This is a genomic window from Candidatus Cryptobacteroides sp., from assembly GCF_056207615.1.
The window spans coordinates 1-15,450 of sequence record NZ_JBAEER010000182.1 but is presented as its reverse complement, the minus strand read 5'-3'; the positions used below and the strand labels follow the sequence as shown (position 1 = coordinate 15,450).

Annotated in this window: 16 protein-coding genes; 7 read left to right on the top strand and 9 right to left on the bottom strand. The window is 53.2% G+C overall.

Annotated features, from left to right (window positions below; translation table 11 throughout):
• Nucleotides 1–750 (top strand): glycosyl hydrolase family 8 (locus tag AC06ND_RS09975; RefSeq protein WP_475678829.1); only part of this gene is annotated, 750 nt, incomplete at its 5' end.
• A 22-nt stretch (nt 751–772) separates the two neighbouring features.
• On the top strand, nt 773–2,128 hold the full coding sequence (locus AC06ND_RS09970) for a family 43 glycosylhydrolase (RefSeq protein WP_475678828.1): 1,356 nt from the start codon (nt 773–775) through the stop codon (nt 2,126–2,128).
• 128 nt (nt 2,129–2,256) lie between these two features.
• Here AC06ND_RS09970 and AC06ND_RS09965 read toward each other — a convergent pair whose 3' ends face one another.
• From AC06ND_RS09965 to AC06ND_RS09925, 9 genes are all read right to left on the bottom strand, one after another.
• Complete coding sequence (locus AC06ND_RS09965) at nt 2,257–3,492, bottom strand: hypothetical protein (protein ID WP_475678827.1); 1,236 nt, start codon at nt 3,490–3,492, stop codon at nt 2,257–2,259.
• Nucleotides 3,493–3,514: 22 nt separating this feature from the next.
• Nucleotides 3,515–4,690, bottom strand: coding sequence for an alpha/beta hydrolase-fold protein (locus AC06ND_RS09960; protein WP_475678826.1), 1,176 nt, complete (start codon nt 4,688–4,690; stop codon nt 3,515–3,517).
• A 21-nt stretch (nt 4,691–4,711) separates the two neighbouring features.
• Nucleotides 4,712–5,044: a cupin domain-containing protein gene (locus tag AC06ND_RS09955; RefSeq protein WP_475678825.1), complete on the bottom strand. Its 333-nt coding sequence runs from the start codon at nt 5,042–5,044 to the stop codon at nt 4,712–4,714.
• Between the two features lie 44 nt (nt 5,045–5,088).
• Entirely contained in the window at nt 5,089–6,510 is a 1,422-nt protein-coding gene (locus AC06ND_RS09950) for a peptide MFS transporter (RefSeq protein ID WP_475678824.1), read from the bottom strand.
• A 10-nt stretch (nt 6,511–6,520) separates the two neighbouring features.
• The gene (locus tag AC06ND_RS09945) at nt 6,521–7,252 is read right to left on the bottom strand and encodes a GH25 family lysozyme (protein WP_475678823.1); all 732 of its coding nucleotides are present in this window, start codon (nt 7,250–7,252) and stop codon (nt 6,521–6,523) included.
• A 90-nt stretch (nt 7,253–7,342) separates the two neighbouring features.
• Nucleotides 7,343–7,885, bottom strand: coding sequence for a rubrerythrin (gene rbr, locus AC06ND_RS09940; protein WP_475678822.1), 543 nt, complete (start codon nt 7,883–7,885; stop codon nt 7,343–7,345).
• A gap of 50 nt (nt 7,886–7,935) precedes the next feature.
• Nucleotides 7,936–9,393, bottom strand: coding sequence for a Na+/H+ antiporter NhaC family protein (locus AC06ND_RS09935; protein WP_475678821.1), 1,458 nt, complete (start codon nt 9,391–9,393; stop codon nt 7,936–7,938).
• Between the two features lie 3 nt (nt 9,394–9,396).
• Nucleotides 9,397–10,149, bottom strand: a complete 753-nt coding sequence (locus AC06ND_RS09930; protein WP_475678820.1) for a CDP-alcohol phosphatidyltransferase family protein — start codon at nt 10,147–10,149, stop codon at nt 9,397–9,399.
• A complete protein-coding gene (locus AC06ND_RS09925) occupies nt 10,149–11,312 on the bottom strand; it encodes a C1 family peptidase (protein WP_475678819.1) in 1,164 nt (387 codons plus the stop codon). The genes AC06ND_RS09930 and AC06ND_RS09925 overlap by 1 nt, the downstream gene beginning before the upstream one ends.
• A gap of 68 nt (nt 11,313–11,380) precedes the next feature.
• Here AC06ND_RS09925 and AC06ND_RS09920 point away from each other — a divergent pair, with 68 nt between their 5' ends.
• The 5 genes from AC06ND_RS09920 to AC06ND_RS09900 form a co-directional block, all read left to right on the top strand.
• Nucleotides 11,381–12,028 carry a hypothetical protein gene (locus AC06ND_RS09920; protein ID WP_475678818.1) on the top strand — a complete coding sequence of 216 codons (648 nt, stop codon included), beginning with the start codon at nt 11,381–11,383 and terminating at the stop codon, nt 12,026–12,028.
• Nucleotides 12,029–12,038: 10 nt separating this feature from the next.
• Nucleotides 12,039–13,217, top strand: coding sequence for a mannonate dehydratase (gene uxuA, locus AC06ND_RS09915; RefSeq protein WP_475678817.1), 1,179 nt, complete (start codon nt 12,039–12,041; stop codon nt 13,215–13,217).
• Between the two features lie 14 nt (nt 13,218–13,231).
• Nucleotides 13,232–14,047, top strand: coding sequence for an SDR family oxidoreductase (locus tag AC06ND_RS09910; protein ID WP_475678816.1), 816 nt, complete (start codon nt 13,232–13,234; stop codon nt 14,045–14,047).
• Nucleotides 14,047–14,772, top strand: a complete 726-nt coding sequence (locus tag AC06ND_RS09905; protein ID WP_475678815.1) for a 3'-5' exonuclease — start codon at nt 14,047–14,049, stop codon at nt 14,770–14,772. The genes AC06ND_RS09910 and AC06ND_RS09905 overlap by 1 nt, the downstream gene beginning before the upstream one ends.
• A 29-nt stretch (nt 14,773–14,801) precedes the next feature.
• Nucleotides 14,802–15,450 (top strand): class I SAM-dependent rRNA methyltransferase (locus AC06ND_RS09900; RefSeq protein WP_475678814.1); only part of this gene is annotated, 649 nt, incomplete at its 3' end.

Here is a 15,450-nt window from a genome sequence, read left to right as displayed (position 1 = left end):
CAGAACATCCTCAACTGCTCATGGGAGAAGGATGGCAGCGAGGCTGGTATCATGCCTTTCATCAACAAGGAGCACCACCTCATCACTTTCACGCCTGACGGTTTCGGTGTGAACTATACCGATCCTTCATACCATCTTCCAGCATTCTACGAGGTGTGGGCACGCTGGGCAAACGACGGCCGCGCGGATTTCTATCGTGAGTGTGCGAAGGCCAGCCGTGAGTATCTCCACAAGTCAATCAACTCTGAGACCGGTCTCAACCCTGATTACAACAACTACGACGGTTCATTTATGAAGAGGTTCGGCGGTAGGGAGGAGACTACTTTCCGCTATGATTCATGGCGCGTCCCTATGAACATCGCTCTCGACTATTCATGGGCTTGCGCAGACAAGGAGTGGCAGAACAACTATGCAAACACTATCCAGTCATTCCTCTACTCCCAGGGTATCGACGAATTCGTTGACCAGTACAACGTAGATGGCACAACTCCTGACTACGTCTGGTCAGCAGGTCAGAGCGCATATCAGGGCAACGGTCTCCGTCACTCTGTCGGTTTCGTCGCTACTGCAGCTGCTGTCACTCTCGCGGCTGACAACGACATCTGCGGCGAGTTCGTGGACAGGCTCTGGAACAGCAAGAACGAGCCTTACGAGGACGGATATTTCGATGCGTACTATGACGGTATTCTTCGCCTCTTTGCATTCATGCATCTCAGTGGCAACTACCGTGTGATCGAGCCAGCAAAGTAAATAACACAAATCCTAAATTAATATGAAAAAATTACTGATCCCTGCAGCTATGCTGCTCGCTTCAGTGTCGCTTTCGGCACAGAACCCGATCATCTCGGGTAACTTTACCGCAGACCCTTCTGCTCATGTGTTCGATGGACGTGTATACGTCTATCCATCGCATGATATTCCAGCTCCTTACGACTATGCAAGAAAGGACTGGTTCGTAATGGCTGATTACCATGTATACTCTTCAGACAACCTCGTTGACTGGGTTGACCATGGTGTTATCCTCGATCAGAGGGATGTTCCATGGGTGAACGCGAAGGGCTACAACATGTGGGCACCAGACTGTAACTACAAGAACGGCAAGTACTATTTCTACTTCCCTGCAGGCCAGAAGCCTAAGGAGGGACAGAGGTTTGCCGGCAACGGTATCGGTGTGGCTATCTCTGATACTCCTGTAGGTCCGTTCGTACCTCAGGCTGAGCCTATCCAGGGCATCGGCGGTATCGACCCATGTATCTTCATCGACGATGATGGCACTCCTTACCTCGCTTGGTCAGGTCGTGGTCTCCAGGTTCAGCAGCTCAGCAATGACATGCTTTCTGTAGTAGGTGAGCCTTACAACGTTTCTAGCGTTCTTCCTAAGGGAATGACAGAGGGCCCTTTCCTTTTCAAGGCTAACGGTAAGTACTACTATACCTTCCCATGGGTTGAGAAGGAGCGTGAGTGCCTCGCTTATGCTATGGCAGACAAGCCTCTCGGACCTTATAAGTTCGTCGGCAAGATCATGGAGCAGTCAGAGACCATCTGCTGGACCAACCACCATTCTGTTATCAACTTCAAGGGCCAGTGGTATCTCTTCTATCACCACAATGACTACTCTCCATACTTCGACAAGAACAGGTCGGTATGTATCGATGAGCTCCACTTCAACCCAGATGGTACCATCATTCCTGTAGTTCCTACCTTCCGTGGCGTAGGTAATACTCCTGCTAAGTCAAACATCCAGGTTGACCGTTACTCAGATATGAAGGACGTTTATGTAAAGGTTGATTTCCTCAATGCAGACGAGCCTTTCGAGGGTTGGAAGACCATCATGTGGAACACCACCGAGGAGAAGACTCCAGCATGGATCAGCTATGATCGCGTTGACTTCGGTTCAGGTGACTACAACGCAGCTTCTATCCGCGTAAACTCACTCGCAGGTGGCGTCATCGAGCTTAGGGCTGATGCAGTCGACGGTCCAGTGATCGCAACTATCCCTGTAGAGGGTCGCAAGGGTTGGACCGAGCAGGTTGCTGTCGCTTCTGAGAAGATCAAGGGCCTCCACAACCTCTACGTCCTCATGACTAGCGGTAGCCATATCGAGATTGACTGGGTAAGCTTCAAGTAATTCGGTCTAAGAATAGTGAAAGCCGGCTGGTATTCCAGTCGGCTTTTTTGTTGACATCTCTGTAGCCCAGATGGGCAAAAAAAAGGGCAAGCATCATTCGCTTGCCCTTAGATGATTATGTCGACTGGCTATTCCTGGATGTCGCGTATGCAGCGGACCGGATATGCGTCAGACTTCGCACCGCCAGCGAGAGGGGACATTGAAGCCGCAGTCGCTGTCTTCTGGAATGCAACGATGATGGAGCCCATCTGATTACCTGTACTCTCGTATGGAGCATTGCTCCAATAGTTGCCCCAAAGGCCGCTGACTGTACCATAGAGCATTCCGTAGGCTCCATAGTACCTGCCGGAAGCAGGGAAATAAGATGAACCTTCAGCCATGTTCATGTAGTAGCCGTAGTTGAACTCTCCGTCCACATCGAACTGACTCTCGTCAATGTCATATCCTCCCGATGGAGTAGCTGTCCTGAGGACATCCACAGGAGGCACGCGCCAGCCGACAGGACATGGGTCATAGCAAGACTTGCTGCCCTTGTTCGGATACTCGTTCTCGTCATTTCTGACGTTTCCTTCAGGATTGCCCCAAAGGCTGTTGTTCTCATCCTTGAGCCAGTCCTGGTATGAGCCAGGGAGAGGGTATCCTGCGAGCACTACAGTAGGGTTGGCGATGGAATACTCAAGATTGTTCGAAGAGTTGCTGCCCCATGAAGAGTAGCTTACCTTGACAACTTCTCCGTCGAAGTCATATAGATCAGCAGGCATGGTGCTGGTGTCGCCTGTGAGGGTAGGACCAGATGGGAACGGATCCTTGCGACCCCACTGGTAGTACATGCCGTAGCTGTCGATGGAACCTGGATTTGAGTCGAGGGCACCGATGTTGAGGCTCGCAATCTCGTAGCCGGTCTTGGTGGTGTAGGACTCGAGAGTCTCCTTCGGCTTCCAAATATGCCAGCTCCAGAGAATCTTGCCCTCTGCATCTACAGCAGCGAGAAGTGCGCTTCCTGCCTTTTCTGAAAGGTCGAACTTGATGACGCCGTCCTCGTAGCATAACTCGGTGACGAGTCCCTCTACGGTCTGCCAGACTACCTTTGCGGTGTCTGGAGCGAAGCTTGGTGCATCTACTCCGTTGCCGGCAACGGTAGCGTCAATGCAATATGGACCGTCGACCTCGATGAGGTAGCAATTGGAAGTCTCCTTTTCGCTGAGGTTCACGTATGTCGGTGTCTCAGGCTCGTCAGGCTCCTGAGGCTCCTCTGGAGTAGGTTCGTCAGGAAGTTTCGAAGGATTGTCCTCCGGACGCTCGCATGCGACCATGAATGCCGCAGCGAGTGCCAGAGTAGAAAGAATGAATCTTGTTCGTCTCATATACTTGTTATTTTTCTAAGGGTTATTTGAAGAGATACTGAGCGAATTCGTGGAATGACTTGCGCCATACCTGCCACTCATGGTCGCCAGGGTAGAAGTTAGACTTGACGTCGACACCCTTTGACTGCATCTGCTTTACGATATTCCTGGTGTGCTCGATACGTGGATCCTGCTCTCCGCAGGTCATGAAGAATACGTCGAGACCATCGTTGAAAGCCTTGGTGTTCGAGTAGATGCCAGGAACCTCCTCGTCGAGGTCGAGCTTAGCTGCACCGGAGATGCCGCCGAACATGCCTGAAGAGAATACACCTACGTTTGCGAAAGTCTCAGGTGAACGGAGACCGATGTAGAATGACTGGCCGCCACCCATGGAAAGACCACACATTGCACGGTGCTTCCTGTCAGCCTTGGTGCGGAAGGTCTTGTCGATGAAAGGAACCACGTTCTCGACGAGCTCCTCCCTGTATGACTGCATGCCGTTCCAGCTGTATCCGCCACCGGCCATGCCGCCGTTTGCAGAACGTACGTTGCTGTTCGCGCTTACGACGATCATAGGAACTGCCTTGCCCTGAGCGATGAGGTTGTCCATGATCTGTGCGACGCGACCCTGCTGCATCCAACCGCGATGATCCTCACCGCCGCCGTGCTGGATATAGACAACAGGATATTTCTTCTTACCGGTCTCGTAGCCTGCAGGAGTGTAGACCATGACAGGACGCCAGCCCTTCTCTACGTTTGACCAATAATAGATGGTGCGTACCATTCCGTGAGGGACATCCTGGTTCTCGAAATCCTCGCAACCTGCCTCAGGAACCTCTACTGCACTTGCCATGCGGCCGGTTCCGTAGAAGGACTCACTTGCAGGGTCAGCGAATGAGTATCCGTCAACGACGATAGAGTAGTAGTGGAAACCTGGGACCTGAGGGTCTGAGGTCACTGTCCATACGCCGTTCGCGTCCTTCTGCATGTCATATTTCTTGCCGCAGAGGTCTACCTGGACCTTCTGTGCGTCTGGGGCAGAAAGCCTGAATGAGACACTGTTGTCCTTGTTGAGCCTTGGGAATGAATTCTTGTTGATGTTGGTTACAGGAGCTGTGGTTCCTGCAGGAACTGGGTCAGGACGTGGGCCCTGAGCCATCATTGAACCCTGTGCGACGAGCATGGCAGCCATCGCTGAGAGAATAATTCTAGTGTTCATGTTATCAGTTGTTTTGGTTGATTATCCTATGTTCGGAACGGCAGCATAGAACTCGAGGTCCTCGTCGCCGCTGTTGATGAGACTATGCGAATGGCCCTTTGGACAGAAGGTGCACTGGCCTGCGCTGATAGGGCTTGCAACACCGTCGTCGATGATAGTGCCGGCTCCGCGCATCACGAAGATGAACTCGCAGTTGGTGTCATGGACATGCTGGCCGATGCTTGCGCCAGGAACGAGTATGCCGTGGAGGGCACGGTCGGTGCCGTCCCAGTACATCTGGGCCTTCAGTTCCTTTTCTCCGCCCTTGAAGTTAGGCAGGGAGGTGAATTCCATTGAAGTAAAATCGATGGTCATATCTTGTTGTATTTGTATATGCGAATTTAATCAAAATCTCGTCATTATCGAGACATGCGTGAAAGAACTGGACTGAGAAGGAACAGCGCCAGCGAAGCGACTGCCGACATGATCACGAAGATCATGAAGAAATCATGCAGATTGGCTATCTGGAAGCCCAGGATGGACTTTGCAGCGACATCTGATGCATTTCCAGGGTAGAAGGTCGCGAGCTTGCCGGCGATGAAGTTGCTGACGGCGCTGGACATGAACCATACGCCCATCATCAGGCTGGTGAAGCGCTTCGGCGAGAGCCTGCTCACGAGCGAGAGACCTATAGGAGAGAGCGAGAGCTCACCGAGTTCATGGATGAAGTACAGGCTGGTGATCCACATCATGCTGACCTTGATTCCGGGTTCGAGATCCTTGACTCCGAAGGAAATCACGAGATAACCGAGCGAAAGGAGCGCAAGGCCGAGTGCCTGCTTCTGGGTTGATGAAGGCTCGAGGCTCGTGCCCTTGAATTTCTTCTTTCCGAGGAATTCCCACAGCCCGGCCATGACAGGAGCTAGGGCCACGCAGAAGATAGCAGGAAGGCACTGGAACCAGCTGGTAGGTATCTCATGACCCAGTATGTTCCTGTTGGTCTGCTCCTTTACGAAATAGGTAAGCGAAACGCCGGCCTGCTCGTATGCAGCCCAGAAGAAGATGACGAAGAGAGCAACGATGAGGATTACTCCGATGTGGGCCCATTCCTGTTTGGTAAGAGGCTGCTTGGCCTGGGTGCTTTCCTCATGCGCTGGACGTCTTTCAGGAGCGGCACCGACAGGTGTTCCGTCCGGACTTACCAGGAACTTGTTCTTAAGCGCAGCGAAAACTACGACAGAAATGACCATCGCGATGCACGCGACGAGGAAACCCCAGCGGAAACGTCCCGGATCGGAGAAGTCGCCTTCGAAGAGTCCGCATGCGAGCGGGGCGAAGAATGCACCTATGTTGATGCCCATGTAGAAGATGGTGAATGCAGAATCCTTGCGCTTGTCGTCTGGAGTATAGAGCTCACCGACCATGGACGCGATGTTCGGCTTGAAGAAACCGTTTCCGATGATCAGGCAGGTGAGGCCGGCGAACATCAGCGCAACCGAGATCTGATTACCTATCGCAGGGTCGATGGCCGCACCTTCGGCGAATATGGATTGGTTGACGAAGCATGCGCTGAGAAACATCAGGAACTGACCGACCGCCATCACGAGGCCACCGGTGATGATGCACTTCCTGTTGCCCAGATAACGGTCAGAGATGTATCCTCCTATCATTGGAGTCAGGTATACGAGACCGGTGTAGGTTCCATATATCTGGGATGCATCCTCCATCGTGAAAAGTGCAGCAACCATGTAGAGAGTGAAGATTGCTCGCATTCCGAAATAGGAGAAGCGCTCGGCCATCTCCGTGGCGAAGAGCAGATACAGTCCTTTAGGGTGTTTCATCTTGTTTGCGTTAAAGTTGCGTATTTACGACCGAGAGGTCTATCTTTCCGTTCGCTCCGTGGACTACTGCCTTCTCTGAGAACTGCCACATGACCCATTTCTCTGCGATTGGACTTTCCACTCCATAGTGGGCCACCCAAACGGGAAAATTCTCGGTAATGTCCTTGCTCAGGATGTCGCGCAGATAGCTGTCCGAAGCGTATATTATAGGTTTTCTCTTGTAATGGTCCTCTATGGCCTGGAGCCATATCAGAACCTTTGCGTTGAGTTCTGTCTTTGTGCAGCCTTTGTGCATGGTCTCGACGTCGAGTACCGGCGGAAGATCGTGCCAGGTAAGTTCTCCCACTGTCGCAACGAAGCTTGCTGCCTGGGCTAGAGGGTCTTTTGAACTGCGGAAGAAATGGTATGCTCCGCGCCTGATGCTGCTCTGTCCTGCGGCTTTCCAGTTCTGTGCGAACTCCGGGTCGACCATGCTCTCACCCTCGGTGGCTTTGATGAAAGCGTACTTCACCGGCCATGCCTGCTTTGATCGGGTGAGGTCTCTTGTCGTACGACCCTTGGCATCACGCAGTACCATCAGCGAGTCCCAGTTGACCTTGTCCTGGTAATGGGAGATGTCGATTGCGAATCCGGAGGAATGAAGCGCAAGCTCCGGCAACTCGCATCCCGTATCCATGACGCTGCGCCTGAGGTAAGGGTAGGAGAGAGCCAATGCTATGCATACGGCTATGAAAAGGGCCAAGAGTGTCGATGCCCCTGGCCCTATTTTCAAAGACTTTCGTCTTCTTTTCTTTCTGCTTTTCTTCTTTTTGGCCTGTGCCATCAGGGAATTCTAATAGTTCGTTGCGCGAACCTTGAAGTAGCTCTGAGGATGCTGGCATACAGGGCAGACCTCCGGAGCCTTCTTGCCGATCATGATGTGGCCGCAGTTGCTGCACTCCCAGATCATGTCCTCGTCACGGCTGAACACGAGGTTGCCCTCCACGTTTGCGAGAAGCTTGCGGAAGCGCTCCTCGTGGGTCTTCTCGATTGCGCCTACCTTCTCGAAGAGAGTAGCGATATCCTCGAAGCCCTCTGCGCGAGCGTCAGCTGCGAACTGAGCGTACATGTCAGTCCACTCGAAGTTCTCTCCCTCTGCTGCGTCAAGGAGGTTCTGGGTGGTTGCTGGAACGCTGCCCTCGTGGAGAAGCTTGAACCAGATCTTTGCGTGCTCCTTCTCGTTGTTTGCAGTTTCTTCGAAGATGTCTGCGATCTGCACGTATCCGTCCTTCTTCGCCTTGGAAGCGTAGTATGTGTATTTGTTTCTTGCATGTGACTCACCGGCGAAAGCCGTCTTGAGGTTTTCTTCGGTCTTAGTGCCCTTGAGATTTTCCATGGTGATATTTAATTTAAATCGTTTTCGTTTTCTACAAATATAGTAAAAATCTATCGTTTGACTTCTTTCTGCACTATCTTGTATCCGATGGCGGCGATGAACATCGACATCAGAGGGGAGATGATGTTGAAGAGACAGTACGGCAGATATTCGATAGTCGCAACCCTGAGGACTGTGGCCTGGGTCATACCGCATGAGTTCCACGGGATGAGTACGGAGGTAACTGTCGCAGAGTCCTCTGCTGCACGGCTGAGAAGCCTTCCTTCGAGTCCGTTCTTTTCGTAGAGGTCTTTGTAGAGCGAGCAGGTCAGGATGATGGATAGGTACTGATCTCCGACTGCCATGTTGTTGAACATACCTGTGAATACGGTCGCGGAGACTGTGCTGAACCTGCCGGTAATCTTTTTGGTGAGTGCTTCGGTGAGGCTGCGTATCATTCCGCTGCCGACCATGGTCGCGCCGAATACGATGGCGCTGATGATGAGGTAGATGGTCGGAAGCATTCCGGACATTCCATTGGTCATTACGAGTTCGTCAAGCTCAGGATTTCCGGTGCTGATCGCGGTCTGTCCATATATGGTGACCATGATGCCCTTGAATCCGGATGCGAAGTCGAGTACGCTTGATTCGCCGATTCCTGCGACAATGCCAGGCTGTGCGATGAGCGCAGTCACACCGGCTGTAAGAGCCGAGATCATGAGGGTGAGCACGGCAGGCACCTTCTTGATGATCATGACGACCGTGATGAGCGGCACGATCATAAGCCATAGCGAGATCTTGAATGTCGACTGGAGCGAATTGCAGTAGCTGTCGATGTCGATTGCCGAAGCAGAATCGTGGAATATGCTCACAAGGAGGAATACAACCAACGCTATAGTGATTGAAGGAACGGTCGTTCCGAGCATGTACCTGATATGGGTGAAAAGGTCTATGCCTGCAGATGAGGATGCGAGCACGGTCGTGTCTGACAGAGGTGAGATCTTGTCACCGAAATAGGCTCCGGAGATGATTGCTCCGGCGGTCCAGCCTGCAGAGAAGCCAAGAGCGTCGCCGATTCCGATGAGGGCGACACCGATGGTTGCGATAGTCGTCCAGGAACTTCCTGTCATGAGCGCTACCAGCGCTGCAATCGCACAACTGGCGAAGAGGAAGATCTTCGGGCTGATGACGTGGAGTCCGTAATAGATCAATGTAGGGACTACACCGCTGACCATCCATGTTCCTGCAACTGCACCGATCATCAGCAATATCAGTAGCGATGTCGCAACCGATCCGATGTTGGCGGCGATGGCGTCTTCGAAGGATCTCCACGGGATGTGGTACGCGAACATGCCGATCGCAATCACGAGCCCGGAGGTGAGAAGAAGCGCGACCTGGCTTCCTCCGTCAAGTGCTCCGGTGTTGAAGAAACGGATGACGAGGGATAGTGCAATGATCAGGAACGCGAGCGGGATAAGCGCCACGCCCCAATGCGGGTTCTGTGGGGAGTTATTGTCAGTTTCGTTCATTTTCTACTTCCTTCCGAGGATGTCGTGGAGTATGTTCATCACGATGTATACTATGAAGGCGAGGAACACTGTCATCGACCAGTTGATGCCGAAGAGCATGACGGCTGCGAAGGTCGCAAGGACGATTCCCAGGAAAGAGAGTCTCAGCCTGTTGACAGCGGAACTGTTCTTGTCTCCCTTCTTGAACTTCATCGAGAACATAGGGAACTCGCTTACGAGCAGGGCAGAGAGAATAACCGAAAGCACAGGGATGAAGACGGGTCCTGCGCACCATGCACAGAGGAAGCTGTCAGGGGTCTTGGTCACATAGTACACGAGTGAACCGCAGATCATGGCACATGACGGAGTTGCGAGTCCGATGAAGTTCTCGCTCTGACGTTCGTCGATGTTGAACTTCGCGAGCCTGACTGCGGAAAAGATTGCGATTAGGATAGGGAAGAGGCTCCAGAGGGTGATGTCAGCTGTGATGAAGCAGCATTTTCCTCCTCCGAGCTCGGTGCTGAGCTTGAAGAGCATGATGGACGGGAGTACGCCGAAGCTCACGCAGTCGCAGAGCGAGTCGAGTTCCTTTCCGAGCTCAGAATATGCTCCGAGGGCCCTTGCCGAGAGTCCGTCGCAGAAATCAAACACTGCAGCGAGTATCATCATCAGGAATGCGATGTCGTTTCTGCCGTAGAAAGCGGCAATCACTCCGATGAATCCTGATACAAGATTCAACGAAGTGATTGTGTTAGGGATATGCTTTACCAGAGACATTACTTGATGTTGAGTTTCTTCTTCATGTCCTTGCTGAGTGCATCCTTGTGGACGATGAAGTTGAGGGTCTTGTAGCGTACGTATGCGTCAGAAGCATACCAGATGCCATGGTACTTGCCTGAGTCTCCCCAAGAGTTCTTTACCATGAAGTACTTGTTGCCGTTCTGGTCCTTGGCGATACCGTAGATGTGCATGCCGTGGTCATCGGTGGTCTCCTTGCAGTCATATGCAAGCTGACGCATCTCGTCGGTGATGGTCATCTCCTCAGGAAGGGCAGCTGCAGCAGGCTGCTGTGACTTTGCCTCATCCTTTCCGAGCCAATGCTCCTGGTCCGAACCAGCTGCCGGCTTAGCCTCGGCTGGCTTCGGAACGATTGCAAGACCGTTGCGGGTGAATCCTGCCTCGCTCACGTCAGCACCCCAAGCTACGGTGTAACCTCCTTCTACTGCCTTGTAGAGGATGTCCATCATCTCGTCCATGGTCACGTTGTAAGCTGCGCCCCAGCGCCAGTTGTCGGCAACCTCGATGATATGTGGCTCGTAGAGTTCCTCGCTTGCGAAAGAGCAGATGTTTACGTAGTCGTCGACGTTGAGCTTGAGCTCGTCGCGCTTAGCCTGGGTGACAGAGAGCTCAGGCCACTCGCCCTGATATGCCTGGAGGACACCGTCAAGACCCTTGAGCCATGCGGTAGAGAGCTTCTTGTTAGGGTTTGCCACTACGGCACGTACATATGCTGCGAGCACGGCGTCCATCTCGTTCTGCTCAGGGAGTGAGGTTCCGTACTGGAGACCTGGGTACTGCTCCTGGGTTGCGATACCGTACTTCTTGATCACCTGGAAAACGTCGCCGAAAGAGCTACCTGGAGTGAAACCGAGCGCACCGTCTACGCGAACATATTTCTGTGCCCTGTCATGGTATGCTCGGCTGACCACGAACATCTCTGAGAGGTCGGTCTCGATGCCGGTCTGCCTGAGAATCTCGGACTCGAGGAAAGAAAGGGTCGAGAAACACCAGCAGGTACTGCTTCTGTACTGGTTCTTCACAGGGGTGATCTTATTCTCCTTGATAGTGGTGAATTCATACTCAGGAGCCTTGGTCTGTGCCTGTGCGAATGATCCGGCAGTCATGAGGAGGGCAGCTGCCGCGATGATTGTCTTTTTCATATCTTTTGTTGTCTTAATTTCACGTGCGATTCTACAAATATAGCAATTATTTTCTTTAAATTTGTCTTATGGTGATTCTCTATGTGCATGGAATGGGCGGCGGGTCCGACAGCCGTATCCCGAGACTACTCCGTGAGTGGTTTTCGGCAAGGCCGGAATACGCCTCGTTCAAGGTCGTCTGTCGTACCTATGACTTCGATCCTGACATCGCTTCCCGACAGCTCGAAAACTGGGTCGAGGAACTCTCTCCGGATCTTATCGTAGGAGAATCTTTAGGCTCTTGCAATGCGTTGAGAATCAGTCGCTCAGACATTCCTTTCATCTTTGTGTCCCCAGCCTTGAACGCCCCTCTTTTCATGGGTTATCTGGCCTTTCTTTCCCTGGTGCCCGGAGTCACTCTTTTCCTCGACAGGCTGTACCGTCCGAGACCCGGTGACAGGCAGCCTCTGCACTTTACTTTCCGCACTGTGCGCAAGTACCGCAAGCTGCGCCGGGACATCTTCTCGGACAGGGAAGACATGGGCACGAAAAAGGTGTATGCCTTCTTCGGAGAGCATGATCATTATCGCCGCACAGGCGTGGTCAGCGTGCGTACCTGGGAGCGTCTGTTCGGTCCCGGAACTTATACTTTGTATAACGGAACACATTTTATGGAGGAAGAGTTCGTCCGGAGCCTCCTCATCCCGAAAATTCTGCTAACTTTGCGGGCGCATTAATAATTCTGTCATGGAAAAGACTTGGAGATGGTTCGGAAAGAAGGACAAGATCACGCTGTCCATGCTTCGCCAGATAGGCGTCGAGGGCATCGTGACCGCGCTTCATGATATACCGAACGGAGAAATATGGACCGTTGAGGCCATCATGGACCTCAAGAACTACATCGAATCTTTCGGCCTTCGCTGGTCGGTCGTGGAGAGTCTCCCTGTTTGTGAGGCCATCAAGTACGCCGGACCTGAGCGCGACCAGCTGATCGAGAACTACAAGATCAGCCTCGCGAACCTCGGAAAGTGTGGAATCAAGACCATTTGCTACAACTTCATGCCGGTGCTCGACTGGGCTCGTACCGATCTCGAGCATGAGTGGCCAGACGGAACGAAGTCGCTTTACTTCGACTACGCCCGCTTTGCATATTTTGACATGAGGATAGTGGGTAGGGAAGGTGCCGAGAAGGATTTTCCTGCCGAGATAGTGGAGAAGGTCAAGGAACTCGACAGGACCATGACCGATGCAGACCGTCATCAGCTCGTGGACAACATCATCGTGAAGACCCAGGGTTTCGTGAACGGCAACATCTCCGAGGGTGACAGGGAGCCTGTGCGCAAGTTCCAGTCGCTTCTCGACCTCTACAAGGGCGTCACCAAGGAGCAGCTCCGTGAGAATATGAGGTATTTCCTCGCTGCGATCATGCCGGTCTGCGACGAGCACGACATCAACATGTGCGTGCATCCGGACGATCCTCCTATGCCGGTTCTCGGACTACCTAGGATCGTGACCTGTGCCGAGGATATAGAGTGGTTCCTCAACGCAGTCGACAATTTCCATAACGGACTTACCTTCTGTGCAGGTTCGCTCAGCGCAGGTGCCCACAACGACGTCGTCGAAATGGCTCGTAAGTTTGCCGGCAGAACCCACTTCGTGCATCTTCGCAGCTGCAACGTGCTTCCGGGCGGCAACTTCATCGAGGCTCCACATACCGGTGGCCGCGCCAACCTCGTCGAGCTTGTGCGCATCTTCGAGAAGGAGGGCAGGAATCTCCCTATGCGCGTCGATCACGGCAGGATGATGCTCGGAGACGAGGACAAGGGATATAATGCAGGTTATTCATTCCACGGCCGTATGCTCGCACTCGGCCAGGTGGATGGCATGATGGCCGTCGTGCGTGATGAGATGGCTTCAAACAGATAAATATAGCAAGAGATATGAACGAAATGTACAGCATTGAAGGCAAGGTTGCAGTAGTCACTGGCGCAGCAGGCGTCCTCGGTGGCAGCATCGCAAGCCATTTTGCATCTCAGGGAGCGAACGTCGTGGCCCTGGTACACCGTCCTGAGCAGGTGGAGACCGTGCTCGAGAAGCTCAAGGCTCTCGGCGGCGATCCGACCTGTTACGCATGCAGCGTGACAGACACCGAGGTACTTGCTTCCATCGCAGAGGAGGTGGCGTCCAAGTACGGAAAGATTGACACTCTCGTCAACGTGGCGGGTGGAAACGTGGCTGGTGCCAACGTGATGCCTGACCAGAATTTCTGGGACATGAAGCTCGAGGATTGGGACAAGGTTCTCGACCTCAACCTCAACGGAACCGTATATCCATGCCATGTCTTCTCGAAGATCTTCGCAAGACAGGGCTTCGGAAACATACTCAACATCTCTTCAATGGCTGCCTACGACGCACTTTCGCGCGTTGCGGGCTATGGCGCAGCCAAGACCGGTGTGTCCAACTTCACCAAGTGGCTCGCAGCGGAGATGGCGATGAAGTATGGAGAGAAGATCCGCGTGAATGCGCTCGCTCCAGGTTTCTTCATCGGCAAGCAGAACCGTGCTGCTCTCCTCAATGAGGACGGCTCGCTCACCGAACGTTCGGTGAAGGTGATCAACAAGACCCCGATGCGCAGGTTCGGTGACATCACCGAGCTCAACGGAGCGGCTCAGTTCCTTTGCTCCGACGCAGCATCATTCATAACTGGCGTCATCCTTCCAGTGGATGGCGGTTTCAGCAGCTTCAGCGGTATTTAATGTTCAAGGAAAGTATAACACCAGACGAGTTGTCGAAGCTCCAGATGGCTTCCTTCCCGGGAAAGATCCATGTGATCACCGGAGAGGGCCCTGCCTTCGACCGCGCAATCCGTTATCTCCGTAAGCAGGAGATGATTGGATTCGACACGGAGACCCGTCCGTGCTTCTCTCCTCATCAGCCGCACTATGGCGTGGCGCTGCTTCAGCTCTCCGGCCCTGACCATGCGTTCCTTTTCAGGATCAACAAGATGGAACTCAATCGCCGTCTGCGCAACGTCCTTTCGAGTACCAAGATACTCAAGATAGGCGCGGCGGTACACGACGATATCCGTGGCCTCCAGAAGAAGCATGACTTTGTTGCAGGCGGTTTCGTGGACCTCCAGAAGATAGGCTGCGAATGGGGAATCAGAGACAAGAGCGTGAAGAAGATGGCGGGTATCATACTCGACATCAGAATCAGCAAGACCCAACAGCTTTCCAACTGGGAGGCTGAGGCTCTCACCGATGCTCAGGCCATGTATGCGGCTACCGATGCATGGGTGTGCCTCGAGATGTACAGAAAGCTTCTCGAGACCGAGAAGAATCCACTTCCACCGGATCCTGTTCCGGAGAAGGTAGAAGCCAAGCTTGCAGAGAAGGCCGAGGCTCCGAAAGCAAAGCCGAAGCCGAGGAGGAGAAGGAAAAAGCCTGCGAAAGTCCAGGCTCCAGCAAAGAAGGAAGAATAATAATCAGGCGGTAGTCCGCCATACGAAACATGATAAAGGTAATATTGCGAAAGGGCAGGGAGGAGTCCCTGCGACGCTTCCACCCATGGGTGTTCTCAGGCGCCGTTTCCGAAATTCAAGGTTCGCCTTCAGAGGGTGACCTCGTGTCAGTACATTCAGCCGACGGGGCATTCCTCGCCGTCGGTCATTATCAGATTGGTTCTATCGCCGTACGCGTGCTGAGCTTCTCGGATGAGGCTCTCCGTCCAGACTTCTATCAGACCCAGCTTGCCAAGGCACTCGATGTCAGGCGTGCGGTCGGTCTTGCGAAGGACGGACCGAGCGACACGAACTGCTACAGGCTCGTTCATGGCGAGGGTGACAATCTCCCTGGACTGATCATCGACTACTATGATGGCGTATGCGTGCTTCAGGCCCATTCCGTGGGCATGTTCCGCGCGAAGAACCAGATTTGTGAGGCGCTGAAGGCCGTCTATGGACCTTCGCTCAAGGCTGTATACGACAAGAGCTCGGGCACCGCACCTTTCAAAGCGGGACTTGACCTCATCGACGGATATATCTATCGTGCTGAGGGCTTCCGTGACGACGAGCAGCTCGTTCTCGAGAACGGCCACAAGTTCTATGTGAACTGGACCAGCGGCCAGAAGACAGGTTTCTTCCTCGACCAGCGTGAGAACA